Genomic DNA, 23,475 nt, shown 5'->3' on the forward strand with positions numbered 1-23,475 from the left:
TCCTTCAAAAAGGAATTCGTTTGAGTAAGCGTCAAGCAGGCAGAGCCATCCCGCCCGTAACGTGGTTCACCGGAAATGCCTCAGAGCTGAATCCAGGTGGCCTTGATCTCGGTGTATTTATCAAAAGCATGCAGGGATTTGTCGCGGCCATTGCCGGACTGTTTGTAGCCACCGAACGGCGCCATCATGTCGCCGCCGTCATACAGGTTGACCCAGACACTTCCGGCGCGAAGAGCCCGGGCCATGGTGTGGGCGCGCGACAGGTTGGCCGTCCAGACGGCTGCCGCCAGCCCATAAGGCGTGTCGTTGGCGATGCGCACCGCATCCTCGGCTTCGTCGAACTCGATCACCGACAGCACCGGGCCAAAAATCTCTTCCCGGGCAATGTTCATCGAATTGCTGACGTTATCGAATAGCGTCGGCTCCACGTAGCTGCCACCGCTGTCCGCCAGCGCCACGTGTCCTCCCAGCAACAACTGGGCGCCTTGATCCTGTCCTTGCCGAATGTGGTGCAACACGCCTTCCAGGTGACGCGCATCCACCAGTGCACCGACATTGGTGTCGGGGTCCAATGGATGGCCTGGCTTCCAGCTTTTCATGGCCTCGACCACCATCGGCACGAAACGCGCCTTGATGGAAGCCTGGACGAGCAAACGTGAACCGGCGGTGCACACCTCGCCCTGATTGAAAGCTATGGCGGCCGCTGCCGCTTCGGCGGCTACCTGTAGATCAGGGGCATCGGCGAAGACAATGTTCGGACTCTTCCCCCCCGCCTCCAGCCAGACCCGCTTCATGTTCGACTCGCCTGCATACACGAGAAGTTGCTTGGCCACTCGGGTGGAACCGGTAAACGCCAGCACATCAACGTCACCGTGCAAGGCCAGGGCCTTGCCCACCGTGTGCCCATAGCCTGGCAGCACATTGAGCACACCGGCCGGCAACCCTGCTTCCAGGGCAAGCTGTGCGATACGAATGGCCGTCAGCGGCGAACGCTCCGAAGGTTTGAGAATCACCGAATTACCGCTCGCCAATGCCGGCCCCAATTTCCAGGACGCCATCATCAACGGGAAATTCCACGGCACGATGGCAGCGACCACCCCGACCGGCTCCCGCGTTACCAGCCCTAGCTGATCCACAGCCGTCGCGGCCACTTCATCGTAGATCTTGTCGATGGCTTCACCGCACCAGCGAATGCTGTCGATGGCGCCGGGCAGGTCGACCGCCAGCGAGTCGGCGATCGGTTTGCCCATGTCCAGCGTTTCCAGCAGTGCCAGCTCTTCGACATGGGACTGCAAGAGGTCGGAAAAACGCAACATGACTGCCTTGCGCGCTTCCGGTGCCTGACGCGACCAAACGCCAGACTCGAATGCCGCCCGGGCGCTGGTCACGGCCAGCTCGGCGTCCGCGGCATCGCAACTTGCAACCAGGCCCAACAATCGCCCATCCACAGGACTCACGCATTCGAAGGTAGCGCCTGAACTGGCAGGCCTGTATTGCCCGTCGATAAAGGCACGGCCCTCGATGTCCAGCGCCTTGGCTCTGGCTTCCCACTCTGCTCGGGTCAAGTGACTCATGATTGAAGTGCTCCTGGGTTCGGATGAATGCGATCTCGGCTCGCTTAAACATATGGAACCATATCTTTTAACCCATGAGAACCCCAGGAAAACCAAATTCAACCAGGTTGTTTTGACTTCAACGCCTTTTCATCCCTAGAATTCCGCGCCAATGGCCCCTGAAAATGCCTTTGAACTATGAAATAGAATTTTTGAATCCAGGCGTCGACGGCGCCGCCAATGAATGAAACGACCATGAGTCCTACATCGAGCCTCATACGCCTCAATCAGGAAGGGAAAACGGAATCGGTCACCCGCCGCCTGGTTGAAATGATTGACCTGGGGTTGCTGGTCGAAGGTGAACAGCTCCCCAGCGAAAGTATCCTGGCCACCCAACTCGGCGTCGCCACGGTCACTCTGCGCGATGCGTTGGCTGCCTTGCGAGAACGCGGGGTCATCGAAACCCGCCGTGGGCGCAACGGCGGCAGCTTTATCTGCGCCGCCCCACAAACCACCGATCAAGCCTTGTTCGATCAATTGCGTGAAATGAGCACGCTTGAATTGCGTGACCTGGCCGACGAGCACGCAGCCATTTCCGGCGCTGCCGCCCGCTTGGCAGCCCAACGTGCCGGCCCTGAGCAACATGCGCGGCTGGGTGGCTACATCGATGCGCTGGCCAAGGCACAAGAACGGCTGGAGCGCCGACGTGCCGACGCCAGGTTCCACATCGAAATTGCCGTGGCGTCGCAGTCGGTGCGGCTGACCCACAGCGAGGCCCGCTTGCAGGCGGAACTGGGGGAGTTGTTATGGTTGCCATTTGATGAGCAACCGGATCCCCAAGTGATCGAGCGGGAACACCGGGGGATTCTGGAGGCCATTATTGCGAACGATGCCAATCTGGCCGGGGCCCTGGCCGAAGCCCATGTCGCTCGCGGCGTCCGGCGCTTGACCGCCATACGCTTGCAGCAGATGGCGCAGGATGCCTGATGACTGGAACAGAACTTGCTGAACAACTGACTCCAAACACCGCCCGACAGCCTGTTCGTGTCGCCAGCAAACACCGCACTGTCCCTTCCGAGGCATGAGTTAGAGCCATGGATAACGAAATGTCAGCAAATGGGTTATCCCAATGCGCAACGTTGATCAACGCTTCCATTGGTAACGTCTTCAAGGGTCTCAACGACCTGGGCGCCCAGGTATCGAGCATTTGGGAACGGCAACGGTGCAAGACCAAGCGACCCAATCAACGCGACCTCAAGCCATTGCTGGCTGGCGTCCGGCAGATTCTCGATTCCGAAAGCCTCAAGTTTCATGGCGCCGGCGTGGTCTTCGCCCCCGGTGAACTGGAAGATTGCGAGATGCACCTGCAGTGGTGGTGCCGGACCCAGAACGAACACATCCAGCCTTTGCAGCTGAATCTCGATAGCCGTAGCGATCGTTTCTACGATTACTTGCACATGCCGTGGTACACCCGTCCGCAGCAGACTCGCCAGCCTTCCATAGACGGTCCTTTCGTCGACTTGTACGGCACCGAGCAGTACATCGTCGCCTTTTCCGTGCCGATTTTTTTCGATGATCGCTTCATTGGCGTCGCCGCCGCCGACATCTCCCTGCACTCGTTGGAGCCTTTGCTCGTTCGCAGCCTGATGAGAGTCAGCAATGAAGCACTGTTGCTCAATGCCGAGGGCCGAGTGTTGGCCGCCAATACGGCGAGTTGGTTGGCCGGCGATCTGACCCGGGGCGTGCTGAACCAGGACATGGAACAAGGGCGCGTTTTGAGCCTCATCGACACGTCGTCCTATTGGAGCGTGGTGGAACGGCCGATACCCAGGCTCTGATTGCCGGGCGTTTCGATTTCCTCTGTGGTAAGCAAGTCCTCCTGTGGGAGCGGACTTGCTCGCGAAAGCGGTGGGTCAGCTTGCATCCACTTTGACTGGGCCAAGCTCGCTCCCACAGGGGTGATACGCGGCCTCATGCAATCCCGCCGTCAGGCACTGCAAGCGTGCCGGGCTGTGGAGCGCGGCTTGGCCGGAAAGTCTCGGGCATCGCCAGCAACAGGCCGAACGCCAAGACGGCAATCGCTGCCAGGGTCAGGAATGCAGCGCTGTAGCCAGCCCCCTGCACGACGAAGCCGGCCAGGCTGTTGCTCAACGCGGCGCCCAGCCCGAACACCGTCGACAACACCCCGAGGCTGACGTTGAAACGCCCGGTGCCCTGGGTCAGGTCCTTGACCACCAGGGGAAACAGCGCGCCAAACAGTCCGGCACCGATACCGTCCAGCAGTTGCACCGCCACCAACCAGTAGGGGTCGTCCGAAAGCACATACAGCACACCGCGGATGGGCAGGATCAGGAAGCCGGCCAGCAGCAACGGCTTGCGGCCCCAGGCATCGGCCTTGACCCCCACCAGCCACGCCATGGGCACCATGACCAGCTGCGCCGCAACGATACAGGCCGACGTCAGCGGCGTGGCCAGGTGCACGTTGGCCTGGGCCAGCTTCTGGCTGACCAGCGGGAGCATCGCCGCGTTCGCCAGGTGGAACAGCCCGCAGCACATGGCGAACAACAGCAGCGTGCGGTTATCCAGCAACACCCGCAGCGCCGAGGGTACCGGGCCGTGGCCCACCTGCCCCGCCTCCAGCCCTCGGGCCACGTCATGGTCGATGGCCTCGGCGGACACGCAACTGACCGCCACGATGCTGGCCAATGCCATCGCGGCCATCAGGTAGAACACCGCAATGGGACCGAACAGCCAGGCGAACCCACCCGCCAGCAGCGCTGCGCAGGCATTGCCCGCGTGGTTGAATGTCTCGTTGCGCCCAGTGCGCCGCGTAAAGGCCTTGGCGCCAGTAATGCCCAGGGAGATGGCGGCAATAGCTGGCGCAAAGACCGAGGCCGCCACAGCGCCAAGCGCCTGGGTCAACGCCACCAGGCCGAAGGACGACGTGAACGGCAGCACCAGGCAACCGAGCGTCACCATCAAGGCCGCCACGGCCACCACGGCACGTTTGCTGTGTACCCGGTCGATCAACGCGCCAGCCGGCGCTTGGGCAACGAGCCCGGCCATCGCCGCCACCGTCATGACCACGCCAATGCTGGCCGGGTCCCAGCGATGCACCGCCAACAGGTAGATCGCCAGGTACGGGCCCAAACCATCGCGGACATCCGCGAGGAAAAAATTCAGGCCATCCAGGGAAAGGTTGTTGCGTCGGTCTTGGTTTCGATCCACAGCGGCCTCGACGAGGGCTTTGCCCAAAGATGATTGGCGCCAAGGTGTACGGTCACACGAGACGACGGTTTGCGCCCTGCGTCACCAACGCTGCGTGACGGGGCGCGCAAAGCATCCTACCAAAAGGGTGTACTGTTCACTTAAGAGCGCTGATAAATCCGTGGCGAGGGAGCTTGCTCCCGCTGGGTCGCGAAGCGGCCCCAAAACCTGCCAAACGCGTAACACAGACACACCTCACCCGCCGGCTCACGACCGCTTCGCAGCCGAGCGGGAGCAAGCTCCCTCGCCACAAGTCCGTCGTTGTTTCTTAAATAAACTGCACGCCCTACCAAAGCGCGATGTCGTAGGTGAAGTAGATCCGATTACTGTCACGCCCCCGTGAAAAGTCCGAGCGATAGACGTAGTTTCGCACCTTCACCCCCAGCCCCTTGAACGTGCCCTGCTGCACCACGTACGCGATCTCCGCGTCACGTTCCCACTCTTTGACCGCGGTGTTGGACTTGCCATCGTTACCGCTCAGGTAGCGGGTGGAGAATGTCAGGCCAGGCACACCGAGGCGCGCGAAGTCGTAGCCGTAACCGAGCATCCAGGTCTTCTCATCTTCCTCGATGAACTTGCCGATCCCGACGTTGCTGAAGGAGTACACCGTGGCGCCACTGATGTAAGGCAGGCCCGCCTCGCCGCTGAGGGTCTGGTAACCGGCACTCAACGTATGGCCGACAACGGCGTAGGACAGCGACCCGCTGAGCATGTCGTTGTCGATCTTGCCGCCGTAGGCCGAACCCGAATCGACGCTGTTGAAATAGCGCAGGTCGCTGGTCAGTACCCCGGCACCCAAGGGCAGATCATGCTGGATGCCAGCAAAATTCTGCCGATAGAAATTCTCCAGCTCGCCATAGAAGTAGCTCAGGCGGACGTTCTTACCCAACTTGTAGTCGGCGCCGGCATAGCTGAAGTCACCGGACTCATCGCCGCCGTAGCCATCGGGCACGATGGGCATGCTGTCGCTCGAATCCCGCAGTTTGAAACGCTCCAGACGCCCGCCGGTGAGGGTGAGGTTATCGATGTCACTGCTGCTGACCTGGGTGCCTTGGTAGGTCTGGGGCAACAGCCGCGCATCGTTGTAGATCAGCACTGGGGTCTTGGGCAGCAAGGTGCCGTACTTGAGCGTGGTCTTGGCGAACCGGGCCTTGGCGGTCATGCCCGCGCTGGCGAACTCGTCGGCGGCGCGACCGTCGTCATGCACTGGCAGCAGGCCGGTGCCGCTGCGGCCACGCCCGGAGTCGAGCTTGACCCCGAGCAGGCCCAGGGCGTCGACGCCGAAACCGATCGTGCCCGGCGTAAAGCCCGACTGGTAATCCAGCAGGAAACCCTGGGCCCATTCGGTGCGCTCACTCTTGGCCGTCCTCGCCGCCCGTGCGCTCATGCCGTGCTCATCGCGGAAATTTTCGTTGAAATAGACGTTGCGCAATTGCAGCTTGAGCTTGCTGTCGTCGATGAAACCTTCGGCGCTGGCCGAGGCCAGGGGCAACAGGCCAAGGAGTGGAAACAAAGCCCCGCGGGTAAGCAAAGTGGTCATGTCGAGCTACTCGTTGTTGTTATTGGGCGTGCAGGCCGGCGCACACCCCCTTGCGGGGCGTGTCAGGCAGGCAGCTAAAAGTGCGGAGGATGAATCAGGAGAACAGCGTCAGCGCCCCGGTCAGCAGGGCCAATGCAGTAATGACCAGGGAGGTGAGCACCGCCCATTTGATGGTGGCTTTCTGAAAGTCGCCCAGGTCGCGGTCGACCATGCCCACCAGCAACAGGGTCGAGGCCACCAGCGGACTCATCAGGTGCACCGGCTGGCCAAGAATGGACGCCCGGGCAATTTCCACCGGATCGATCCCGTAGGCCGCCGCGGCGTTAGCCAGGATCGGCACGACACCGAAGTAGTAGGCATCGTTGGACAAGACGAAGGTCAGCGGCATGCTGGTAATCGCCACCACCAACGGGAACAGATGGCCCCAGGACGGCGGAATCCAGTCCACCAGGGTTTGCGCCAATGCATCGACCATCTTCGTCCCAGAGAAAATCCCGGCGAAGATGCCCGCGGCAAACACCAGCAGGACCACGGTCATGGCATTGCCCGAATGGGCGAGAATGCGTTCCTTCTGAATATCCAGTTGCGGATAGTTGATCATCAGCGCCAGGACAAAACCGATCAGGAACAGGATCGCCGAGTGCATGAGCCCCATCACCAGCGCGACCATCACCGCGACCACCAACAGCAGGTTGACGTAGGCCAGTTTCGGACGTTTGTGTGGCGTGTCTTCCATGATCGCGTTGATGTAGCAATTACCACCGCCGCTTTGCAGCTGGACATTGCCGATGCGCTTGCGCTCGGCACGGCCCAACAGGAACGCCGTGAACACCACCCATGCGGCCCCACCGATCATGGTCGGCAGCAACGGCACGAAGTACTCACCGGCATCCAGGCCCAGGGCTGCGATGGCACGGGTCGCCGGGCCGCCCCAAGGGGTCATGCCGCTCATGATGCTCAAGGAGAGCATGGAAACGGTCGCCAGGATCATCGGGTTCATGCCGATGCGCTTATACAGCGGCAGCATCGCGGCACAGGTGATCATGTACGTCGTCGTGCCGTCACCGTCCAGCGCCACCAACAGCGACAACAGCGCAGTGCCCACGGCGATTTTCATCGGGTCGCCATTGACCCGCTTGAGGATCTTGCGGATCAGCGGGTCGAACAGGCCGGCGTCGATCATCAGGCCGAAAAACAGGATCGCGAACAACAGCAGTGCCGCTGACGGCGCGACCATCTTCAGGCCATCCAGCATCATCTTGCCGGTGGTGCCGCCAAAGCCGCCAAGCACGGCAAAGACGATCGGCACCACCGTCAGGGCGACGATGGGCGACAGCCGTTTGGTCATTATCAGGAAGGTGAAGACCACCACCATGGCCAAGCCAAGTAAAGCGAGCATATGTCAGATCTCTTGTTGTTATTGAGTCGCTGATGCAATGACGAGGTCTGCCTGGCTAACCGGCCAGGCGCCGGGAAACCGTGGCGTATACAAAACCTGAAAAAAGTCGGCGGGCGGTGCGTACTACCGAGGCTCGAATGGTCTCACCCTTTTCGCCGGTGTAGGACAACACGACATCGATACCGCCGCTGGGGTGCTCGATGCGAACCTGCTCCAAACGAGGCTCGCCGCCGCCACCGATCAGGTTGGCCGCGACACTGCCGTGGGTCACGCAAGCCGTCGCCAGGCCGATGGAGCCGGTGATCGCCAAGGCGCGGTGACAGCTGTGGGGCATGAAGTAGCGCACCTGGAGGGTCCCGCCAGACTTGGCCGGCGACACCAGGACCGGCTTGGGGATCACCATGTCGCTGACGTCACCCAGGCCCATCGCCCGGCCGGCTTTGAGCCGCAAGGATTCCAGGCGCCGCATGAATGCCTTGTCGGCGTCCAGTTCAGCGGGGCTTTCGTCACCGCGCTTGCCCAGTTGGCTGGCCTCGACGATCAGCATCGGCATCGCCATGTCAATGCAGGTCACCGCAATGCCGTCGATCATGTCCAGGGGTTGCCCGGTCGGGAAGAGCTTCCCCGTCTTGCTGCCCGCGGCATCGAGGAAGGTCAGTTGCACCGGGGCGGCCGTACCGGGCACGCCATCGATGGCGGTGTCGCCTTCATAGCTGACCTTGCCTTTCGGGGTTTGCACGTCGGAATTCACGAAAGTCCCGGTATTGAGGTTGCGAATGCGCACCCGGGTCAGCTCGCCGGTAGCCTTGACCAGCCCCTGCTCGATGGCGAACGGGCCGACGGCGCAGAGCATGTTGCCGCAGTTGGGCGCGGTGTCGACCCGACGCTGGGAAACCATGACTTGGACGAACAGATAATCGACGTCGGCTTCCGGGTGCAGCGATGGGCTGACGATCGCCACCTTGCTGGTCTGTGGGCTGCCGCCGCCGATGCCGTCGATTTCCAGTTCGTGGCCGGAGCCCATCAGGTTGATCAGCAACTCGTCACGTTCGGCGATGGCGACCGGCAGATCCCAGGCGAGAAACACCGGGCCTTTTGACGTACCGCCGCGCATCAGCACACAAGGGATTCGTTTCATGAACATTAACTCTTGTTGATCAATCTGGATAATTGATGTTCTGGACACAAGAGTGGCAGGGTTTAAAAAGTGTTTCCAATGCAAAGATCGTCGCCATTATTGCGTTTCACAAAAGAATTATTCTAGGATTCGCCCGGGGCTCACCGCCCTTCCCAGCGAGAGAAAAACATGGAATATGAACTGCAGGACATACGATCTTTCGTGAAAATCGCCGAACTTGGCAGTTTCCACGAAGCCGCCGATGCGTTGCACCTGTCCCAACCCGCCTTGAGCCGGCGGATGAAAAAACTTGAGGAAGGCTTGGGGACCGCTTTGCTCGATCGCACCACCCGCAAGGTCAGTCTGACGAGCGTCGGCCGTGACTTCCTGCCCAAGGCGCGGCGCCTGCTGGATGATTTCGACGACTCGATCCTTAATATCCGCGAGCTGGCGGAGCGACAGATCGGCCGGGTGACCTTGGCCTGCATCCCCACGGCGGCGTTCTATTTCCTGCCTTCGGTGATCCGCCTCTACAACGAGCGCTACCCGAAAATCCGCATCCGCCTGCTTGACCTCAGCGCCAATGAAGGGCTCGAAGCGGTGTTGCGCGGCGAAGCCGATTTCGGCATCAACATGATGAGCGGCCAGCACCCGGACATCGAGTTCGTGCCCCTGGTCAACGAACCCTTTGTGCTGGCCTGCCGGCGCGACCATGAGTTGGCCGAACGCAGCGCGGTCACCTGGTCGGAACTCAGCGATTACCGGTTGATCGGCGTTGGCCGCCTGAGCGGCAACCGCATGCTCCTGGACCACGCGCTGTCGGGCCTGAGCTGGCGCCCGCAGTGGTTCTACGAAGTGCAGCACCTGTCCACGTCGTTAGGACTAGTGGAGGCTGGCCTGGGCGTGTCGGCGATGCCCAGCCTGGCGATGCCGGCCGGGGACCATCCAACGCTGGTCAGCGTGCCGCTGATCGAGCCGGTGGTAAACCGCTCGCTGGGCCTGGTCTACCGCCGGGGCGCATCGCTCTCCCCGGCCGCGGAGAAATTCGTCTCGATCCTGCTTGAACAGTGGCCGCAATGAAGCGAGAGCCGCCACACCACCAGCGCAGCGAGGCTGATCGAGACGCCCAGCAGGCTGACCGCCATCCAGCCCCATAGCGCGAAGACCTGGGTTGCGGCCATCGCGCCCAGTGCACTGCCCACCGAGTAGAAACACATGTAGGCGCCGACCATGCGGCTTTGGGCGTCAGGCCGTGCAGCGAAAATCAGGCTCTGGTTGGTGACGTGCACGGCTTGCACCGCGAAGTCGAGCAACACCACACCGCAGACCAGCGCAATCAGGGAGGTCTCGGTCAAGGCGATGGGCAGCCAGGAAAGCGTCAGGAGCCCCAGGGACCAGCCGGTTACCCGTTGTCCAAAGCCTCGGTCAGCCCAACGTCCGGCGCTTCTGGCCGCCAGGGCTCCTGCGACGCCGGCCAGGCCAAACAGGCCGATGGTGGTATGGGAAAGCGCCAGCGGCGCGGCGCTCAACGGCAGCACCATGGCCGTCCATAACACCGAAAAAGCGGCAAAGACCAGCAAGGCCAGCAACCCCCTGGTCCGTAGCATCGGCTCGGTCACGAACAGCATGAACAGCGAGCGGATGAGCGCCAGGTAGGGCTCCCGGTTGCGGGGCGACACGGTGGCAGGCACCACGGCCCAGAACACCACCGCGATGATCAGCATCAAGCCCGAGGAAACGAAATAAACCCCGCGCCAGCCCGCCAGATCGGCGATCACTCCAGAGATGAACCGCGCCAGGAGAATCCCCAGGACGACGCCACTGGTGACGGTTCCCACGGCCTGTCCGCGTTGGGAGGGCGAGGACAGCGCGGCGGCATAGGCCACCACCACCTGGACGACCACCGCCAGCAGCCCCATCACGATCAGGGCGCCCAGCAACGCCAACCAATGCTGGGCTGCGCCGACGGCCGCCAGCGCAATCGCAGACAACACCAATTGGGCGAACACCAACCGTTTACGGTCGACCTTGTCCCCCAGCGGGACGATGAACAGCAACCCCAGCGCGTAACCCACCTGGGTGGCCGTCACCACAACCCCGATCAACCCTGAAGCGACACCCAGACTCTCGGCCATCGACGCGAGCAAGGGCTGGGCAAAGTAGACGTTGGCGACGGCCAGTGCGCAGGTCACGGAGAACAATAATGTGAGCGACGGCGAAAGGCCCGGGCAATGGTCGCCATGTTGTTCACCCAAGGAACACGAGGACCCCGTGGCGAGGGAGCTTGCTCCCGCTGGGCTGCGAAGCGGCCCCTCTTGTGAGCACTTCGCACTCAAGCGGGAGCAAGCGCCTTCGCCACACTGATTTTCCGAAGGCTGCGGGGTGAAACAGTCGGCCTCTGCTGTCATGCACGTCTCCTTGGCGCTAAACTGGTTTCAATTAAAAACCTAACTGAATTGTTGCTCGATCAGGTTTCAATTTGCAACCACAAGATTCCGGCCAACTTGGCAATGCTTTTCCAGAGGGTCAATGAAATGGAAACGGCTCCATCGCAAAACAACGAATGCCCGGTCGCCAGGACACTCGGCGTGATAGGCGATCGTTGGTCGCTGATGATCATCCGCGACGCCTTCGACGACATCCGCCGCTTCAGTGAATTTCAAAAAAGCCTGGGCGTGGCCAAGAACATCCTGGCATCGAGGCTCAAAGCCTTGGTCGAGGTCGGCGTGTTCGATGTTCGCCCCGCCTCGGATGGAAGCGCCTACAAGGAATACGTCCTGACAGAGAAAGGACGGGAGATCTTTCCGGTGGTGGTCAGCCTGCGGCAATGGGGCGAACGCTTCCTGTTCGAGCCGGGAGAAACGCGCTCCGTGCTGCTGGACAACGCCTCCGGCCAGGCGCTCATGCCGATGGAGGTTCGCTCGGCAAGCGGGGCAAAACTTGGACCGTTTGATTGCCACAGATTGAGACGGATTGTTGGCGAATCGTAAAGCGACGGTAGAATCCCCCCTTGCCAGGACGATTTCGAGGTCATTACTTCACGGCCTTTTGACTCGACCCGGCCAGGTTTTCCAGCAACGCCAAGGCCTGGTCGAAATCGAAACGCTCGGCGTGCTGGACGACCCGGCGCAACTGCTCGGCCAGCCTGGGGTCGGAGGTCAGCCTCGGCAGCGGGTGCAGGACCGTCAGCGCCTGCGTATCACTCTCGACCAGCAAGTCCCTGGCTTGGGCCAGCCGCGCCTGTAACTCGGCGTCGGAATGTGACACAGGCAGCGACTCGGTGGCTGGCCCCGGCTCCGTTAGCCCCGCCAGCCCTTCCAGCACTAGATTTAGGCAGCGCTCCACCTCCACCAGCCGATCAGCCACGACCTCCTCCTGGGAGCCGGTCAGGCAGGCCTGCTCCAAGTCGGCGGCAGCGCTCGCGACGTCATTGGCGCCGATGTTGCCCGCTGTGCCGCGCAGGGTATGGGCCAGGCGTGTCGACACTGAACAATCATCATCGCTACGGGCGGCCAGGAACTCGGTGCTGAAGGCACGGTGACTGGAGATGAACTTGCGCAGCAGGCGCAGGTAAAGGTCGACCTTGCCCATGCAAGTGGCCAGGCCGGCTCTCTGGTCGATGCCCGGAAGTTCAGCGGACAAGTGCTTGCCAGCCGGTATGGGCAACGCTGAAGTTTCCTGCGCCTGGGCGTTACGACCGGGCGCAGGATGTATCCACTTGGCCAGTGTGACGAACATGCCCTCGACGTTCAGCGGCTTGGAGATATGGTCGTTCATACCGCTGGCCAAGGCCCGCTCCCGGTCTCCCGCCATGGCGTCGGCGGTCATGGCGATCACCGGCAACTCAGCCCAGCGCGACTGCTCGCGAATCTTGCGAGTAGCGGTATAACCATCCATGACTGGCATCTGGCAGTCCATCAGTACGCCGTCGAAATCATCATCGTGCGCCAACAGGTCGAGTGCTTCTTCACCATGGATGGCCACGCACAGTTCGATGCCAGCGCTGCCCAGCAGCTCGCAGGCCAACTCGCGGTTCAGTTCATTATCTTCAACAAGCAGCAGGCGCGCGCCACGCAGGCTAGCCATCGCATTGGCATTCTGCCCGGATCGCTCACCGGCCCGAGTGTCGGCCTGAGGGACCTTGCCGAGCACCGTGCCGATCGCCTCGAGCAGCGTGGACGGCGTCACCGGTTTGGTCAGCACCACCGGCAACTGGATGCCGTGCCGGCTGGCCTCTTCGCGCGCCTCCTCGCGCCCGAATGCGGTGACCATAATGACCGAAGGTGTTTGCGCCAGGTCGGTGGCATGCATCTGTCGCACCGTTTCCACACCGTCCATGCCGGGCATGCGCCAATCCATCAACACCAAGTCATAGGGCAGTGTCTTGCGCTCCGCCTCCACCAGCATCCCCAACGCCGCGCGACCACTCTGTGCCACGTCCACCTCGACACCAAAACTGCGCGCCATGCTGGAGAGAATCTCGCGCGCGCTGGCGTTGTCGTCAACCACCAGCACGCGAACGCCGAGTAGCTCATCGGCCGTAAACATTCGCCGCGGCACAGCGTCGCGCTGCACGCCGAGGCTCACCTCGAAATGGAAGACCGAGCCCTGGCCGAGTTCGCTTTCTCCCCAGATTCGTCCGCCCATCAGCTCCACCAAGTGCTTGGAAATGGCCAGACCCAGACCGGTGCCACCGTACTTGCGCGTGGTGGAGCTATCGGCCTGGCTGAAGGGTTGGAACAGCCGACTGCATTGCTCGGGGCTCATGCCTATGCCACTGTCGCGCACCCAGAAATGCAACTGTGCCTGTTCCTCGCCGCCACCCAGTCGCTCCACACCCACCACGACCTCGCCTTGCTCAGTGAACTTTGCCGCATTGTTGCCCAGGTTGATCAACACCTGGCCCAGGCGCAACGGATCGCCGATCAGCGCCGTCGGCAGCCCTGCCGGGGTATTGAACAGCAGCTCCAGGCCTTTGTCCTCGACCTTCAGGCCAATCATGCTGACGAAGCCGTCGAACACGTCTTCCAAGTGGAAGGGAATAGCCTCGATGTGCATCCTCCCGGCCTCGATCTTGGAGAAGTCCAGGATGTCGTTGATGATCCCCAGCAGATTCTCCGCCGAGCGGTGCACCTTCTCGATGTAGTTGCGCTGCCGATGGTCCAGCTCGGTGCGCAGGGCCAGGTGGCTCATGCCAATAATCGCGTTCATCGGCGTGCGGATCTCGTGGCTCATGGTGGCCAGGAATTCGCTCTTGGCCCGGGTCGCTTCCTCGGCGATCTCCCGCGCCAGGTGCACCTCGGCCTCGGCGGCCTTGCGATCGGTAATGTCGAAGTACCAGTTGGCGCGAATGACTCGCTCGCGCTGCTCCAGCGTCGCCGCCGAAACCAGTACCTCGAAGCGCTCACCCTCGCGACGCTGCAAAGTGGCTTCGAAGTTCAGCACCGCGCCCTGCTCTGCTGCTGCGACAAAGCGCTGGTGTGCCTGCTGATCAACCCAGAAACGCCCCGGATCGGTGCCTTCGAGTTGAATGATATCGACACCGAACAGGTTTTCGAACTGCGGGTTGCAGTAGGTCGGACGACCTTCAATGTCCCTGATCAACATGGCCACCGGGCTGCTGTCGAGTACCGCGCGCAGTTGTTCCTCGCTGACTTTGAGCGCCGCCTGCAACTGGCGACGCTCGGTGACGTCACGCACCGAGGCACACACGCATACCCCACGGCCCTCCAGGCTCGGCAGGCGCGACAGGCCGATCTCCACCGAAAACAGACTGCCATCCTTGCGTACCCCCTGCAGGTCGTCCAGGCCGGCACCCATCTGCCGAGTATCGCCGTGGGCAATGAAGCCGTTGCGCAACTCGACGTGGCGCCCGCGACTCGCCACCGGCACCAGACGCTCGATAGCCTCGCCCACCAACTCGCCAGCGCTGTAGCCGAACAACCGGTCCAATTGCTGGTTGGTCCGCAGGATGCGCCCGTCAGCCCCCACGACCAGCATGCCGTCCGGTGCCGCCTCGATGATCCCGCGATACCAGGCCTCGGTGGCGCGCAGTGCCGATTGCTGGGCTTCGAGCTCCTGGGCCTGACGCTCCAACTGCAGCGCCTGTTCCGCCATTTCATCGGCTTGCCGACGGGTTTCCGCCAGCAGTACCTGGACGGCCTGATTACGTTCCAGGATGGCCATCGCCGCAGCCAAGCGAGGGGTCGCCTCCTGAAGCAGCAGTGACTGATCATCATCCAAGGGTTTTAATCCAGCGAGTTCGAGCACGCCGAGCAGCCGCTCTCCACGCTGAATCGGTTGCAGCACCAGGCACGTGGCGGGGATCTCACCGAGCTGCGAATGCAGGCGCCAATAGTGCTCAGGCAACGCGTGCATCTGGCGTGCCTGACGATCAACCGCGCATTGGCCCAGCAAACCATCGCCGAATATGACCTGCGCCTGCGGTGGCCGCTCGGAATCGGTGGCATAGCCGCCCATCAGCACCAGTCGGGTAGCGTCCTGATGAGCGCTGTAGAGAACGCCCTGGCAAATGCCGAGCAGGTTCGCCATATGCTGTAGGAACACCTGCGCCAGTTCGTCGGGAGCCTCAGCTTGCTGCAGGTCAATCTGTAACTGAGCGATCTGCGCCTTGACCGACCGCTGGCGTTCCAACTGTTGAGACTCGATTTGCAGTTTGGCGATGGCCCGCGCAAGGTCGCCGGTCTCGTTATTCAAGTCCGTATGCGGAATCGGCTGATCGAGCTTTCCTGCGGCCAACTGGTCCACGGCGACTCGCACTCGGTTCAGCGGGTGGCGGATCGACTGGCTGACCAGCCAGCAAAGCAGCAGCGCCAGCGTCAATCCGCCGAGCAACAGGGTGTAGGTCAGCGTGGTGCTGCGCTCGGCAAAGTCGGCAATCTCCTTGGCCGTGTCGCGGATCGAAGCCTCCTTGACCTCAGCGATTGCATGCAACAGGGCATCGGCCTGCTGATCGAGGCGTTGGAACTCGCTGCTGTTGAGCAGTAACATTGCTTGGCTCTGGCGGCCCAGATCGATCAATGCAAAGGCCCGCTCCCCCTCTCGCTGCAACTGTTGCAGCAGCACATCGAACTCGGCGAGACGTGCCAGGTTCTCCGCGCGCCTCAAGGTTGACTTGGCCTCGGCCAGCGACCGGTGCAGCCGGGTTTGAGTGTTACGCAAATGTTGCAGCGACTCGACGCGCACGTCCGCGCTGTCCGTCCCCACGGCACGCTGCAGCGCCTGCACCAGATGCGGCAATTGCACCCGGGCTTCGTGCAGGTGTTCCATGCCCACCAGTTCCTGGGTATAGAGATTCTGCATGTCCCGCTTCAGCGACTCCTGAGTACGTAGACTCTGCACGCCGAGAACCAACACCAGGAGTAATAACGTGGCAAAACCGAGGATCAACTTGTGGCGAAGCGGGAGACGTTCAAGCAGGGTGCGTAATCTGACCATGACATACCCCGGTGACCACGATTAGGAAGTTGGAAAAACGGCTCGCAGTCGTTCGCTCAAGGTTTCTGGGCGATACACTCCAGAGCAGCCACCTGTTTGGCCATGTCCTGATCGCTGTCGGCAAAACGCTGCGCAATCGCCTGGAACTGTTCGACATGGGCCAGGAAGGCATCGCAGATGTCCGGATCGAAATGTGAGCCGCGCCCCTGCCGGATGATCTCGACGGCCTCCTCATGGGGCATGCCCAATTTGTACACCCGTCGGCTGATCAGGGCGTCATAGACATCCGCCACCGCCATCAGCCGGGCGCTGATAGGAATATCGTCGCCTGCCAATGCTTGGGGATATCCGCTGCCGTCCCATTTCTCCTGGTGGCTGTAGGCAATCTCTTTGGCCAGGCAGAGGAAATCCACTTGGACGCCGAGCTGATCCTCGGCGCGCTGGATGGCATCGCGCCCCAACGTGGTGTGGGTTTTCATGATCTCGAATTCCTCCGGGGTGAAGCGTCCCGGCTTGAGGAGGATATGGTCAGGAATGCCGATCTTGCCGATGTCGTGCAACGGCGCCGACTTGAACAACAGGCGGATCGTTTCGTCGTTGAGGAAATGCCTGAAGCGAGGATGGTCGCGCAGCTGCTCGGCCAGGACCCTTACGTAGTGCTGGGTCCGTCGAATATGGTTGCCGGTCTCGTTATCGCGGGTCTCTGCCAGTGAGGCCATGGCCTGGATGGTCACGTCCTGGATGGCCACGACCTCGCGGGTACGCCGCTCCACCTCCTTCTCCAGGTAGTCATTCTGATCACGCAAAAAATCTGCCGCCGCCTTGAGCTTGAGCTGCGTATCCACCCGCGCCAACACCAACGGTGGGCTGATCGGCTTGGTGATGTAGTCGACCGCGCCCAGTTCCAAGCCATGGATTTCGTCCTCGATCGCCGCCATAGCAGTGAGGAAGATGATGGGAATGTCACAGGTCCGCGGATCATGCTTGAGCTGGTCCGCCACTTCATGACCAGACAGCCCGGGCATCATCACATCCAGCAGGATCAAGTCCGGTAGCGAATCGCCCTGGAGCACTCGCAGGGCTTTCTCGCCACTGTTCGCGGCCTTGACCCGATAGCGGTCCTTGAGCAGGTCCGTCATCAACATCAAATTATCCGGCGTGTCGTCGACCACCAGAATGGTGGCGTGGGGATAGTGGCTATGTTCGGCGCTCATGGCTCGCGGCTCCCTTGCCAGAGATGTGGCGTCCCTAGGGAAACTTATTTTTGTCCCCTCAATGGCCGTGAGCTTAGCTGCACTTCTGCGAGGCTGCCGCCGATTCATCGGCCCAGCGCCCACCGCCTGCCGGTTGCAGAGGACGCTATCCGTTCAGTATCAGCGACAGGTCCGGATACCTGGCGCACATGAAATCGACAAAGGCCCGCACCTTCGGCGCAGCCAGCCGCCGGGACGTGTGCAGGACCCAGAGTTCGGCTTCCTTGCCCGTTACCGTGCCCCACTGGACCAACTCGCCACTGGCCAACGGGTTCCAGGCGATCGACTGTGGGAGAAGGGCCGCCCCACCACCGGCGATGGCCGCATCGCGGATCATCAGGAACGAAGAGAAGCGCAGCCTGGGGATCGGCTCCAGGACCAGGTGACCGCCATCGAGTGTCCAATGGGTAGGCTCGAAACTCGACACCACAATGCCGGGAACCGAACGGAGGGCGCCGGGCGCAGGCTTCGGTACTTCAGGCGCAGCCACGACAACCAGCCGGTCCTTGGCGAAGCAGCGGCCGACCAGATCGCTGTCCGGGCTCGGGTTGATCCGGATCGCCACGTCAAATTGTTCCTCGACGAGATCAACCACACGGTCCTCGGCAATGGCCTCGATCGTGACGTCAGGATAGGCCGCGCAAAACTCGGCGCCGATGCGTCCCATCGCGAGCTGCGAGAACAGGACCGGGGCAGCGACACGCAAGCGTCCGCGCGGCGTCGATACGCCCTCCTTCGCCGCCGCCATGGCTTCCGCCACCTCGGCCAATGGCCCCTCGGCCCGGGCCAACAGCAGTGCGCCGGCCTCGGTGAGCTTCAGGCCGCGGGCGCTGCGCTCGATCAGCCGGACACCCAATTGCTCCTCAAGGTCGGCGATACGACGCGACAAGGTGGCCTTGGATATGCCGCTGGCACGGCTGGCCTTGCCCAACCCTTCGTTGGTGGCCACGAGGGTGAAATCGGTCAACGCGTTCAGGTTCATGGTGTTCCACTTATGCAACGGAGTGTCTACATCCTGGCGTCTTCGTTTTACTCCTGCAACACAATATCGTTTGCCCATCGCCACGGGCCGACAAGGTCGTAGCGGACTTTTCTGACCCCACCCTACCCTTTTGCAGGAGATTCAAAATGAGCATTCTCGTTACCGGCGCCACGGGCACCCTCGGTTCACTCATCATTCAACGCCTCGCCGGCGCAGGCGCCGAGGTCAACGCCCTCGTGCGCCAGCCCGGCAAAGGCACGTTCCCGGCGGGCGTCGCTGAAGTCGTTGCCGACCTCACGGACGTCCCTTCGATGCGCAATGCGCTGGCGTCGGCACGGACGCTGTTCCTGCTCAACGCCGTGACCCCCGACGAGGTGACGCAAGCCCTCATCACCTTGAACCTCGCTCGCGAAGCCGGCATCGAGCGCATCGTCTACCTGTCGGTGATCCATGCCGACACGTTCACCCAGGTACCGCACTTCACCGGCAAGCACACGGTCGAGCGCATGATCGAAAGCCTCGACATCCCGGCAACCATCCTGCGGCCGGCTTACTTCATGCAGAACGAATCGATGGTCCAGCAGACGATCCGGGACTATTCGGTGTACCCGATGCCGATCGGCTCGGTGGGCGTGTCGATGATCGATGCCCGCGACATCGCCGACATTGCCGTCGCCGAGCTGCTGCGCCGCGACAGGGCGCCTTCGGCCCTGGATCGGGTCACCCTGGACCTGGTCGGCCCGCAAGTACTGACCGGTGCCGCCGTGGCGAAAATCTGGAGTGCCGCCCTGGGTCGCGAGGTCGGCTATGGCGGTGACGATGTGGCCGCCTTCGAAGCGCAATTGGCGGCGTACGGTCCCGCGTGGCTGGCTTATGACATGCGCCTGATGATGACTGGCATCCAGACGTTTGGCATGCAGGCGGCCGAAGGAACCGTGGAACGGTTACAGGCGATCCTTGGACGCCCGTTGCGCACCTATGAAGACTTCGTTCGCGAGGCCGTCGCCGGGGTTTGATCCCCTGGCGCGAGGGAGTGGGTCCGAATCATTTGGAGAGACCTACTCCTCGGCAGGCCTCATATGAAAAATCGTATAGGGCAGGATCAACGTATCGGCGACGATACTGAAAGGCAGGTCAATGATTGCAAACGGCGCCAGCGCGCGTGAGTAAACGTCGTTGTCGTTCGTCGCGCCCTTGATGATCTCGATATCGGTGGCCGCACCGCAGTATGGCTGGCGGCCGCAGAGTTGCCCCATGCCAAAGGTTTCGTTGGCCGTCGCACAGCCTGCCAGCAGCGCCATGATCAAAGTCATTATTACGATCCGCATGACGCTCGCTCTCCCTGAAAGGCTGGACTGTAGCACCGATGGCGGACGACCTATAGGGCATGTTGGAAGACTGAAGCGGCGACGCCAGGTTCTCCTGTAGGATGCTCACCCTGTCAATCAGTCGCGAATGTGAACAATGGAACTGCACTCGATTCTCGCCTTTACCCTGGTCGCGGCCATCGCTATCGCCAGTCCTGGACCTGCCACCTTGATGGCGATCAATAACAGCCTGGCCTACGGCCCGCGCTACGCGGTGTGGTCATCGGTGGGCAACGCCAGCGGGCTGTTCTGCCTGTCGGCCGCCGCCATGCTGGGCCTCGGCGCGTTGCTCGCCAGTTCCGAATGGCTGTTCAATGCGGTGAAAGTCCTGGGGGCCGGTTATCTGTTCTACCTGGGTGCCAAGCAGTTGTTCAAGAAGAGCCCGATACTTACGCCGGATGTGCAAGTGGATGGCACGACCCGCAAGCCATCGCGTTCAAAACTGTACAAGTCGGCGTTCCTGACGGCCATCACCAACCCAAAGGCGACGATGTTCTTCACCGCCCTGTTCCCGCAATTCATCGACCAGAGCGCCGCGCTGCTGCCGCAGTTCCTGATTCTGACATCGATATTCGCCGGCTTGTCGCTGGTGTCCTTGAGCCTGTATGCAGCCATTGCCGCCCAGGCCAAAGGCGTGTTGAAACGGCCCGAATTTTCCGTGTGGATCAGCCGGCTCGTCGGCTCGACCTTCATCGGCTTCGGTGCGGCCATCCTGGCGATGCGTCGGCCAGCCGCTTAGGAGGGGGGCTTGCTGCGTGAAATCCAGGTGACTGAACCACCGTCATCGCGAGCAAGCTCGCTCCCACAGGGGATTTGGGGCCGGGCACAAGATTTATGTGCACTGAGTATCCAATGTGGGAGCGAGCTTGCTCGCGATGAGGCCGGCCCATCCAACATCACCGCAAACTGACACGCCGCCTTCGCGAGCGGGCTCGCTCCCACAGGGATTGGGGGCCGGATATAAGATTTGTGTTCACTGAGTATCCAATGTGGGAGCGAGCTTGAACTCGCGATGAGGCCATCCCATCCAACATTACCGCAAACTGACACACCGCCTTCGCGAGCAGGCTCGCTCCCACAGGGGATTTGGGGCCGGGCACAAGATTTGTGTTCACTGAGTATCCAATGTGGGAGCGAGCTTGCTCGCGATGAGGCCATCCCATCCAACATCACCGCAAACTGACACACCGCCTTCGCGAGTTCAGGCTCGCTCCCACAGGGATTTGGGGCCGGGCACAAGATTTGTGTTCACTGAGTATCCAATGTGGGAGCGAGCTTGCTCGCGATGAGGCCGGCCCATCCAACATCACCGCAAACTGACACACCGCCTTCGTTGCGCCGAGGGATCTAAACCTCAAGCACCAACGGCTCGCTCCCTTGGGCCGGCACGGCGCAGCAGATCAGCACTTCACCTTCGCCCACCGGTTCGGCCGGCTGGCTCAGGTAATGCACCTGGCCGCGGCTCAAGCGGGTTTTGCAGGTGCCGCAGGAACCGCCGCGGCAACTGAATTCCGGCGTCAGGCCGCGCGCTTCGGCCAGCTCCAGCAGCGTTCCACTGCCAGGCTCCCAACGAGCTTCCTTGCCGGAACTGGCGAACAAGACCTTCACCGCCTCGCTCGCGGCCGGTACTTGCTGGGGCGCCGGGACACTGACTTCGATATCCCGCACGAGGGTGGAAGGCCCGAAGGTTTCCGCATGGATGCGGTCGTCAGGAATGCGCAATTTACGCAGCCCGTCATACAGCGCCTGGGTAAAGCTGCCTGGCCCGCACAGGTAGAAATCGTAGTCATTGAGCGGCAGCAGCCGCTTGAGCAGTTCCACATCGATCCGTCCTGCCAGATCGTAGCCTTCACCTGCCCCCGCCTCGGTGGGCGGTTGGCTGACCATGCGCAGCACCTGCAGCTTGTCGCCGGCACGGGCGGCCAGCTCGTCGATCTCTTCACGGAACGCCAGGTCGGCCACCGAGCGGGCGCTTTGCACCAGCCAGACCGGGCGCATGCGGCTGATACGCTGCCCCTGGTAAACCACCTCGCGCAACATCGACAACAGCGGCGTGATGCCCACCCCCGCGGCCAGCAATACCAACGGACGGCGCTCGGTGGGCTGGACCGTGAAGTGCCCCTGGGGCGCCCGCGCTTCGATCTCATGCAGCGCCCGCACTTGTTCATGCAGATGGGAAGACACCGATCCATCGCGCTTGACGCTGATGCGCAGGAAATCATCCGACGGTGCGCTTGAGACGCTATAGGTCCGGATCGACGGGGCTTTGTGCCCCTCCAACAGAATTCGCACCGGCACATGTTGCCCGGCTTCAAACCGGGGCAACCCCAAGCCATCGCTCGCCTGTAGGTAGAACGAACGAATGTCTGGGCTCTCGTCCACCACCCGCTCAACCTGCAACGAACGCCAACGGCTGCGCAGCGCCTCGGCCTGCAAGCGCTCGGCGGCCTGCTCCCAACTGCCGGTCATCAATGAATTGGGCGAGTCGCCCTCGTCCTGGTCCTTCCAACGCAGCGCGATGGCGGCCGGGCGATGGACGATGCGCTGCGGCGTGAAGCGCAGCAGCCGCTCGGCGCCCTGGAAGGCACTGATCTCGGGATCGTCCAGCAGCACTTGCGCCGAACCGCTCATTTGCAGCAGATCGCCGGTCTGGAAATCGACGAACACCAGCCCGGCCCGAGGGTTGAGCAGGATATTGCCCAAGGTGTTGAAGAACAGATTGCCGGAAAAGTCCGGGATGGTCAGCGATCCGTCTTCGTCCATGCGCACGAAACCCGGCTTGCCGCCGCGATGAGAGGCATCGACCTGCCGCTCGCCGTCACGCACCACATAGGTGGCGATATAAAACGAATCGGCCGCCGTCACCAGGCGCCGCACCAGCGGGTCCGAGACGGTCAATTGACGCGGCGCAACAGCCTGCGCATCGACAAAATGGTACTGGCGCAGATTGATGTAGCGAGGGCAGTTGCCGTAGGCCTGGCTCACGGCAACCTCCAACCCTGGGGCAAGCTGACGGCGCACGACGCCGTTCATGCGATTACGTCGCCGAGTGTGCAATTCGATCCCCAGCATGCCGATGGCATCGCCCTCGCCCATGCCTTCCTGGGCCGGGTCGTTCGGCTCGGGCTCGAGGTTGATGTGCAGGGTCTGCGGATCGGGCGAGTTCATGAAGCCCGGTTGTCCTGCGCGCAGGGTTGCCCAGACGTCGCCTTGTCGATCCACCGCACCCAGCACCACGAAAGGCAACTGGGCGTAGAACGCCCGGTGCTGGTCCGGCATCCATGTGCGGGCCAGTTGCCGTTGGCCGACACTGGCCATCATGTCGACGGCCCCGACGGCGCGCTGCAGGGTCAGCTCGCCTTCGTGCCAGGGCGAGGTTTTGGCTTTCACGACTTCGTCCATCTGCGACTCCTCGCACCCGCAGCATGAATGCCTGCGCCAGTGCGCTATGGTTAAGGACTCTCCGCCAGCTTCTGCACGGGCGTGCAAGTGGCTGGCGTCATCTTCTGCCCAAAGCGGCTGCGCAGGAATACGCACAA

The 23,475-nt window shown here is 62.0% G+C and carries 17 protein-coding genes; 6 read left to right on the top strand and 11 right to left on the bottom strand.

Annotated features, from left to right (window positions below; translation table 11 throughout):
- Positions 1 to 80 precede the first annotated feature (80 nt).
- A complete protein-coding gene (locus tag ACIPQ1_RS12210) occupies positions 81 to 1,574 on the bottom strand; it encodes an aldehyde dehydrogenase (RefSeq protein ID WP_446534184.1) in 1,494 nt (497 codons plus the stop codon).
- A gap of 234 nt (positions 1,575 to 1,808) precedes the next feature.
- Between ACIPQ1_RS12210 and ACIPQ1_RS12215 the strand changes: the two genes are divergently transcribed.
- Both ACIPQ1_RS12215 and ACIPQ1_RS12220 read left to right on the top strand, forming a co-directional pair.
- Positions 1,809 to 2,540 carry a FadR/GntR family transcriptional regulator gene (locus tag ACIPQ1_RS12215; RefSeq protein WP_446534185.1) on the top strand — a complete coding sequence of 244 codons (732 nt, stop codon included), beginning with the start codon at positions 1,809 to 1,811 and terminating at the stop codon, positions 2,538 to 2,540.
- Positions 2,541 to 2,647: 107 nt separating this feature from the next.
- Entirely contained in the window at positions 2,648 to 3,391 is a 744-nt protein-coding gene (locus tag ACIPQ1_RS12220; protein WP_446534186.1) for a PDC sensor domain-containing protein, read from the top strand.
- Positions 3,392 to 3,524: 133 nt separating this feature from the next.
- Here the strand turns inward: ACIPQ1_RS12220 and ACIPQ1_RS12225 are convergent, their stop codons facing one another.
- The 4 genes from ACIPQ1_RS12225 to ACIPQ1_RS12240 form a co-directional block, all read right to left on the bottom strand.
- Positions 3,525 to 4,781, bottom strand: a complete 1,257-nt coding sequence (locus tag ACIPQ1_RS12225) for an MFS transporter (RefSeq protein ID WP_446534187.1) — start codon at positions 4,779 to 4,781, stop codon at positions 3,525 to 3,527.
- Between the two features lie 325 nt (positions 4,782 to 5,106).
- Positions 5,107 to 6,360, bottom strand: coding sequence for an OprD family porin (locus ACIPQ1_RS12230; protein WP_446534188.1), 1,254 nt, complete (start codon positions 6,358 to 6,360; stop codon positions 5,107 to 5,109).
- Between the two features lie 94 nt (positions 6,361 to 6,454).
- Positions 6,455 to 7,759, bottom strand: a complete 1,305-nt coding sequence (locus ACIPQ1_RS12235; RefSeq protein WP_186705833.1) for a CitMHS family transporter — start codon at positions 7,757 to 7,759, stop codon at positions 6,455 to 6,457.
- Positions 7,760 to 7,814: 55 nt separating this feature from the next.
- A complete protein-coding gene (locus ACIPQ1_RS12240; protein WP_446534189.1) occupies positions 7,815 to 8,897 on the bottom strand; it encodes a 4-oxalomesaconate tautomerase in 1,083 nt (360 codons plus the stop codon).
- Positions 8,898 to 9,065: 168 nt separating this feature from the next.
- On the opposite strand from ACIPQ1_RS12240, the gene ACIPQ1_RS12245 reads away from it, so the two are divergent.
- Positions 9,066 to 9,956, top strand: coding sequence for a LysR family transcriptional regulator (locus ACIPQ1_RS12245; protein WP_003200706.1), 891 nt, complete (start codon positions 9,066 to 9,068; stop codon positions 9,954 to 9,956).
- Here ACIPQ1_RS12245 and ACIPQ1_RS12250 read toward each other — a convergent pair.
- The gene (locus tag ACIPQ1_RS12250; RefSeq protein WP_446534190.1) at positions 9,881 to 11,131 is read right to left on the bottom strand and encodes an MFS transporter; all 1,251 of its coding nucleotides are present in this window, start codon (positions 11,129 to 11,131) and stop codon (positions 9,881 to 9,883) included. The genes ACIPQ1_RS12245 and ACIPQ1_RS12250 overlap by 76 nt on opposite strands.
- Positions 11,132 to 11,410: 279 nt before the next feature.
- Here ACIPQ1_RS12250 and ACIPQ1_RS12255 point away from each other — a divergent pair, with 279 nt between their 5' ends.
- Positions 11,411 to 11,866, top strand: coding sequence for a winged helix-turn-helix transcriptional regulator (locus tag ACIPQ1_RS12255; RefSeq protein ID WP_446534270.1), 456 nt, complete (start codon positions 11,411 to 11,413; stop codon positions 11,864 to 11,866).
- Positions 11,867 to 11,909: 43 nt separating this feature from the next.
- Here the strand turns inward: ACIPQ1_RS12255 and ACIPQ1_RS12260 are convergent, their stop codons facing one another.
- From ACIPQ1_RS12260 to ACIPQ1_RS12270, 3 genes are all read right to left on the bottom strand, one after another.
- On the bottom strand, positions 11,910 to 16,334 hold the full coding sequence (locus ACIPQ1_RS12260; protein WP_446534191.1) for a response regulator: 4,425 nt from the start codon (positions 16,332 to 16,334) through the stop codon (positions 11,910 to 11,912).
- Positions 16,335 to 16,390: 56 nt separating this feature from the next.
- A complete protein-coding gene (locus ACIPQ1_RS12265; protein ID WP_446534192.1) occupies positions 16,391 to 17,548 on the bottom strand; it encodes a response regulator in 1,158 nt (385 codons plus the stop codon).
- A 145-nt stretch (positions 17,549 to 17,693) separates the two neighbouring features.
- Positions 17,694 to 18,569 carry a LysR family transcriptional regulator gene (locus tag ACIPQ1_RS12270; RefSeq protein WP_446534193.1) on the bottom strand — a complete coding sequence of 292 codons (876 nt, stop codon included), beginning with the start codon at positions 18,567 to 18,569 and terminating at the stop codon, positions 17,694 to 17,696.
- Positions 18,570 to 18,715: 146 nt separating this feature from the next.
- On the opposite strand from ACIPQ1_RS12270, the gene ACIPQ1_RS12275 reads away from it, so the two are divergent.
- Positions 18,716 to 19,585 (top strand): SDR family oxidoreductase, encoded by an 870-nt coding sequence (locus ACIPQ1_RS12275; protein ID WP_446534194.1) that lies wholly within the window; start codon positions 18,716 to 18,718, stop codon positions 19,583 to 19,585.
- A gap of 42 nt (positions 19,586 to 19,627) precedes the next feature.
- Here ACIPQ1_RS12275 and ACIPQ1_RS12280 read toward each other — a convergent pair whose 3' ends face one another.
- Positions 19,628 to 19,882 (bottom strand): YceK/YidQ family lipoprotein, encoded by a 255-nt coding sequence (locus ACIPQ1_RS12280; protein WP_225917585.1) that lies wholly within the window; start codon positions 19,880 to 19,882, stop codon positions 19,628 to 19,630.
- Between the two features lie 151 nt (positions 19,883 to 20,033).
- Between ACIPQ1_RS12280 and ACIPQ1_RS12285 the strand changes: the two genes are divergently transcribed.
- Entirely contained in the window at positions 20,034 to 20,675 is a 642-nt protein-coding gene (locus tag ACIPQ1_RS12285; protein ID WP_250964806.1) for a LysE family translocator, read from the top strand.
- Between the two features lie 608 nt (positions 20,676 to 21,283).
- On the opposite strand, the gene ACIPQ1_RS12290 is transcribed toward ACIPQ1_RS12285, so the two are convergent.
- On the bottom strand, positions 21,284 to 23,338 hold the full coding sequence (locus ACIPQ1_RS12290) for a 2Fe-2S iron-sulfur cluster-binding protein (protein WP_446534195.1): 2,055 nt from the start codon (positions 23,336 to 23,338) through the stop codon (positions 21,284 to 21,286).
- Positions 23,339 to 23,475 lie beyond the last annotated feature (137 nt).

It is taken from the genome of Pseudomonas sp. LARHCG127, assembly GCF_052871455.1.

Excerpts from the sequence above, each read along its gene's own strand:
- ACIPQ1_RS12215 (WP_446534185.1), top strand. The coding sequence starts at position 1,809 with ATGAGTCCTACATCGAGCCTCATACGCCTCAATCAGGAAGGGAAAACG.
- ACIPQ1_RS12235 (WP_186705833.1), bottom strand. The coding sequence starts at position 7,759 with ATGCTCGCTTTACTTGGCTTGGCCATGGTGGTGGTCTTCACCTTCCTG.
- ACIPQ1_RS12210 (WP_446534184.1), bottom strand. The coding sequence starts at position 1,574 with ATGAGTCACTTGACCCGAGCAGAGTGGGAAGCCAGAGCCAAGGCGCTG.
- ACIPQ1_RS12260 (WP_446534191.1), bottom strand. The coding sequence starts at position 16,334 with ATGGTCAGATTACGCACCCTGCTTGAACGTCTCCCGCTTCGCCACAAG.
- ACIPQ1_RS12285 (WP_250964806.1), top strand. The coding sequence starts at position 20,034 with ATGGAACTGCACTCGATTCTCGCCTTTACCCTGGTCGCGGCCATCGCT.
- ACIPQ1_RS12255 (WP_446534270.1), top strand. The coding sequence starts at position 11,411 with ATGGAAACGGCTCCATCGCAAAACAACGAATGCCCGGTCGCCAGGACA.
- ACIPQ1_RS12265 (WP_446534192.1), bottom strand. The coding sequence starts at position 17,548 with ATGAGCGCCGAACATAGCCACTATCCCCACGCCACCATTCTGGTGGTC.
- ACIPQ1_RS12220 (WP_446534186.1), top strand. The coding sequence starts at position 2,648 with ATGGATAACGAAATGTCAGCAAATGGGTTATCCCAATGCGCAACGTTG.
- ACIPQ1_RS12230 (WP_446534188.1), bottom strand. The coding sequence starts at position 6,360 with ATGACCACTTTGCTTACCCGCGGGGCTTTGTTTCCACTCCTTGGCCTG.
- ACIPQ1_RS12290 (WP_446534195.1), bottom strand. The coding sequence starts at position 23,338 with ATGGACGAAGTCGTGAAAGCCAAAACCTCGCCCTGGCACGAAGGCGAG.
- ACIPQ1_RS12280 (WP_225917585.1), bottom strand. The coding sequence starts at position 19,882 with ATGACTTTGATCATGGCGCTGCTGGCAGGCTGTGCGACGGCCAACGAA.
- ACIPQ1_RS12245 (WP_003200706.1), top strand. The coding sequence starts at position 9,066 with ATGGAATATGAACTGCAGGACATACGATCTTTCGTGAAAATCGCCGAA.
- ACIPQ1_RS12240 (WP_446534189.1), bottom strand. The coding sequence starts at position 8,897 with ATGAAACGAATCCCTTGTGTGCTGATGCGCGGCGGTACGTCAAAAGGC.
- ACIPQ1_RS12275 (WP_446534194.1), top strand. The coding sequence starts at position 18,716 with ATGAGCATTCTCGTTACCGGCGCCACGGGCACCCTCGGTTCACTCATC.
- ACIPQ1_RS12270 (WP_446534193.1), bottom strand. The coding sequence starts at position 18,569 with ATGAACCTGAACGCGTTGACCGATTTCACCCTCGTGGCCACCAACGAA.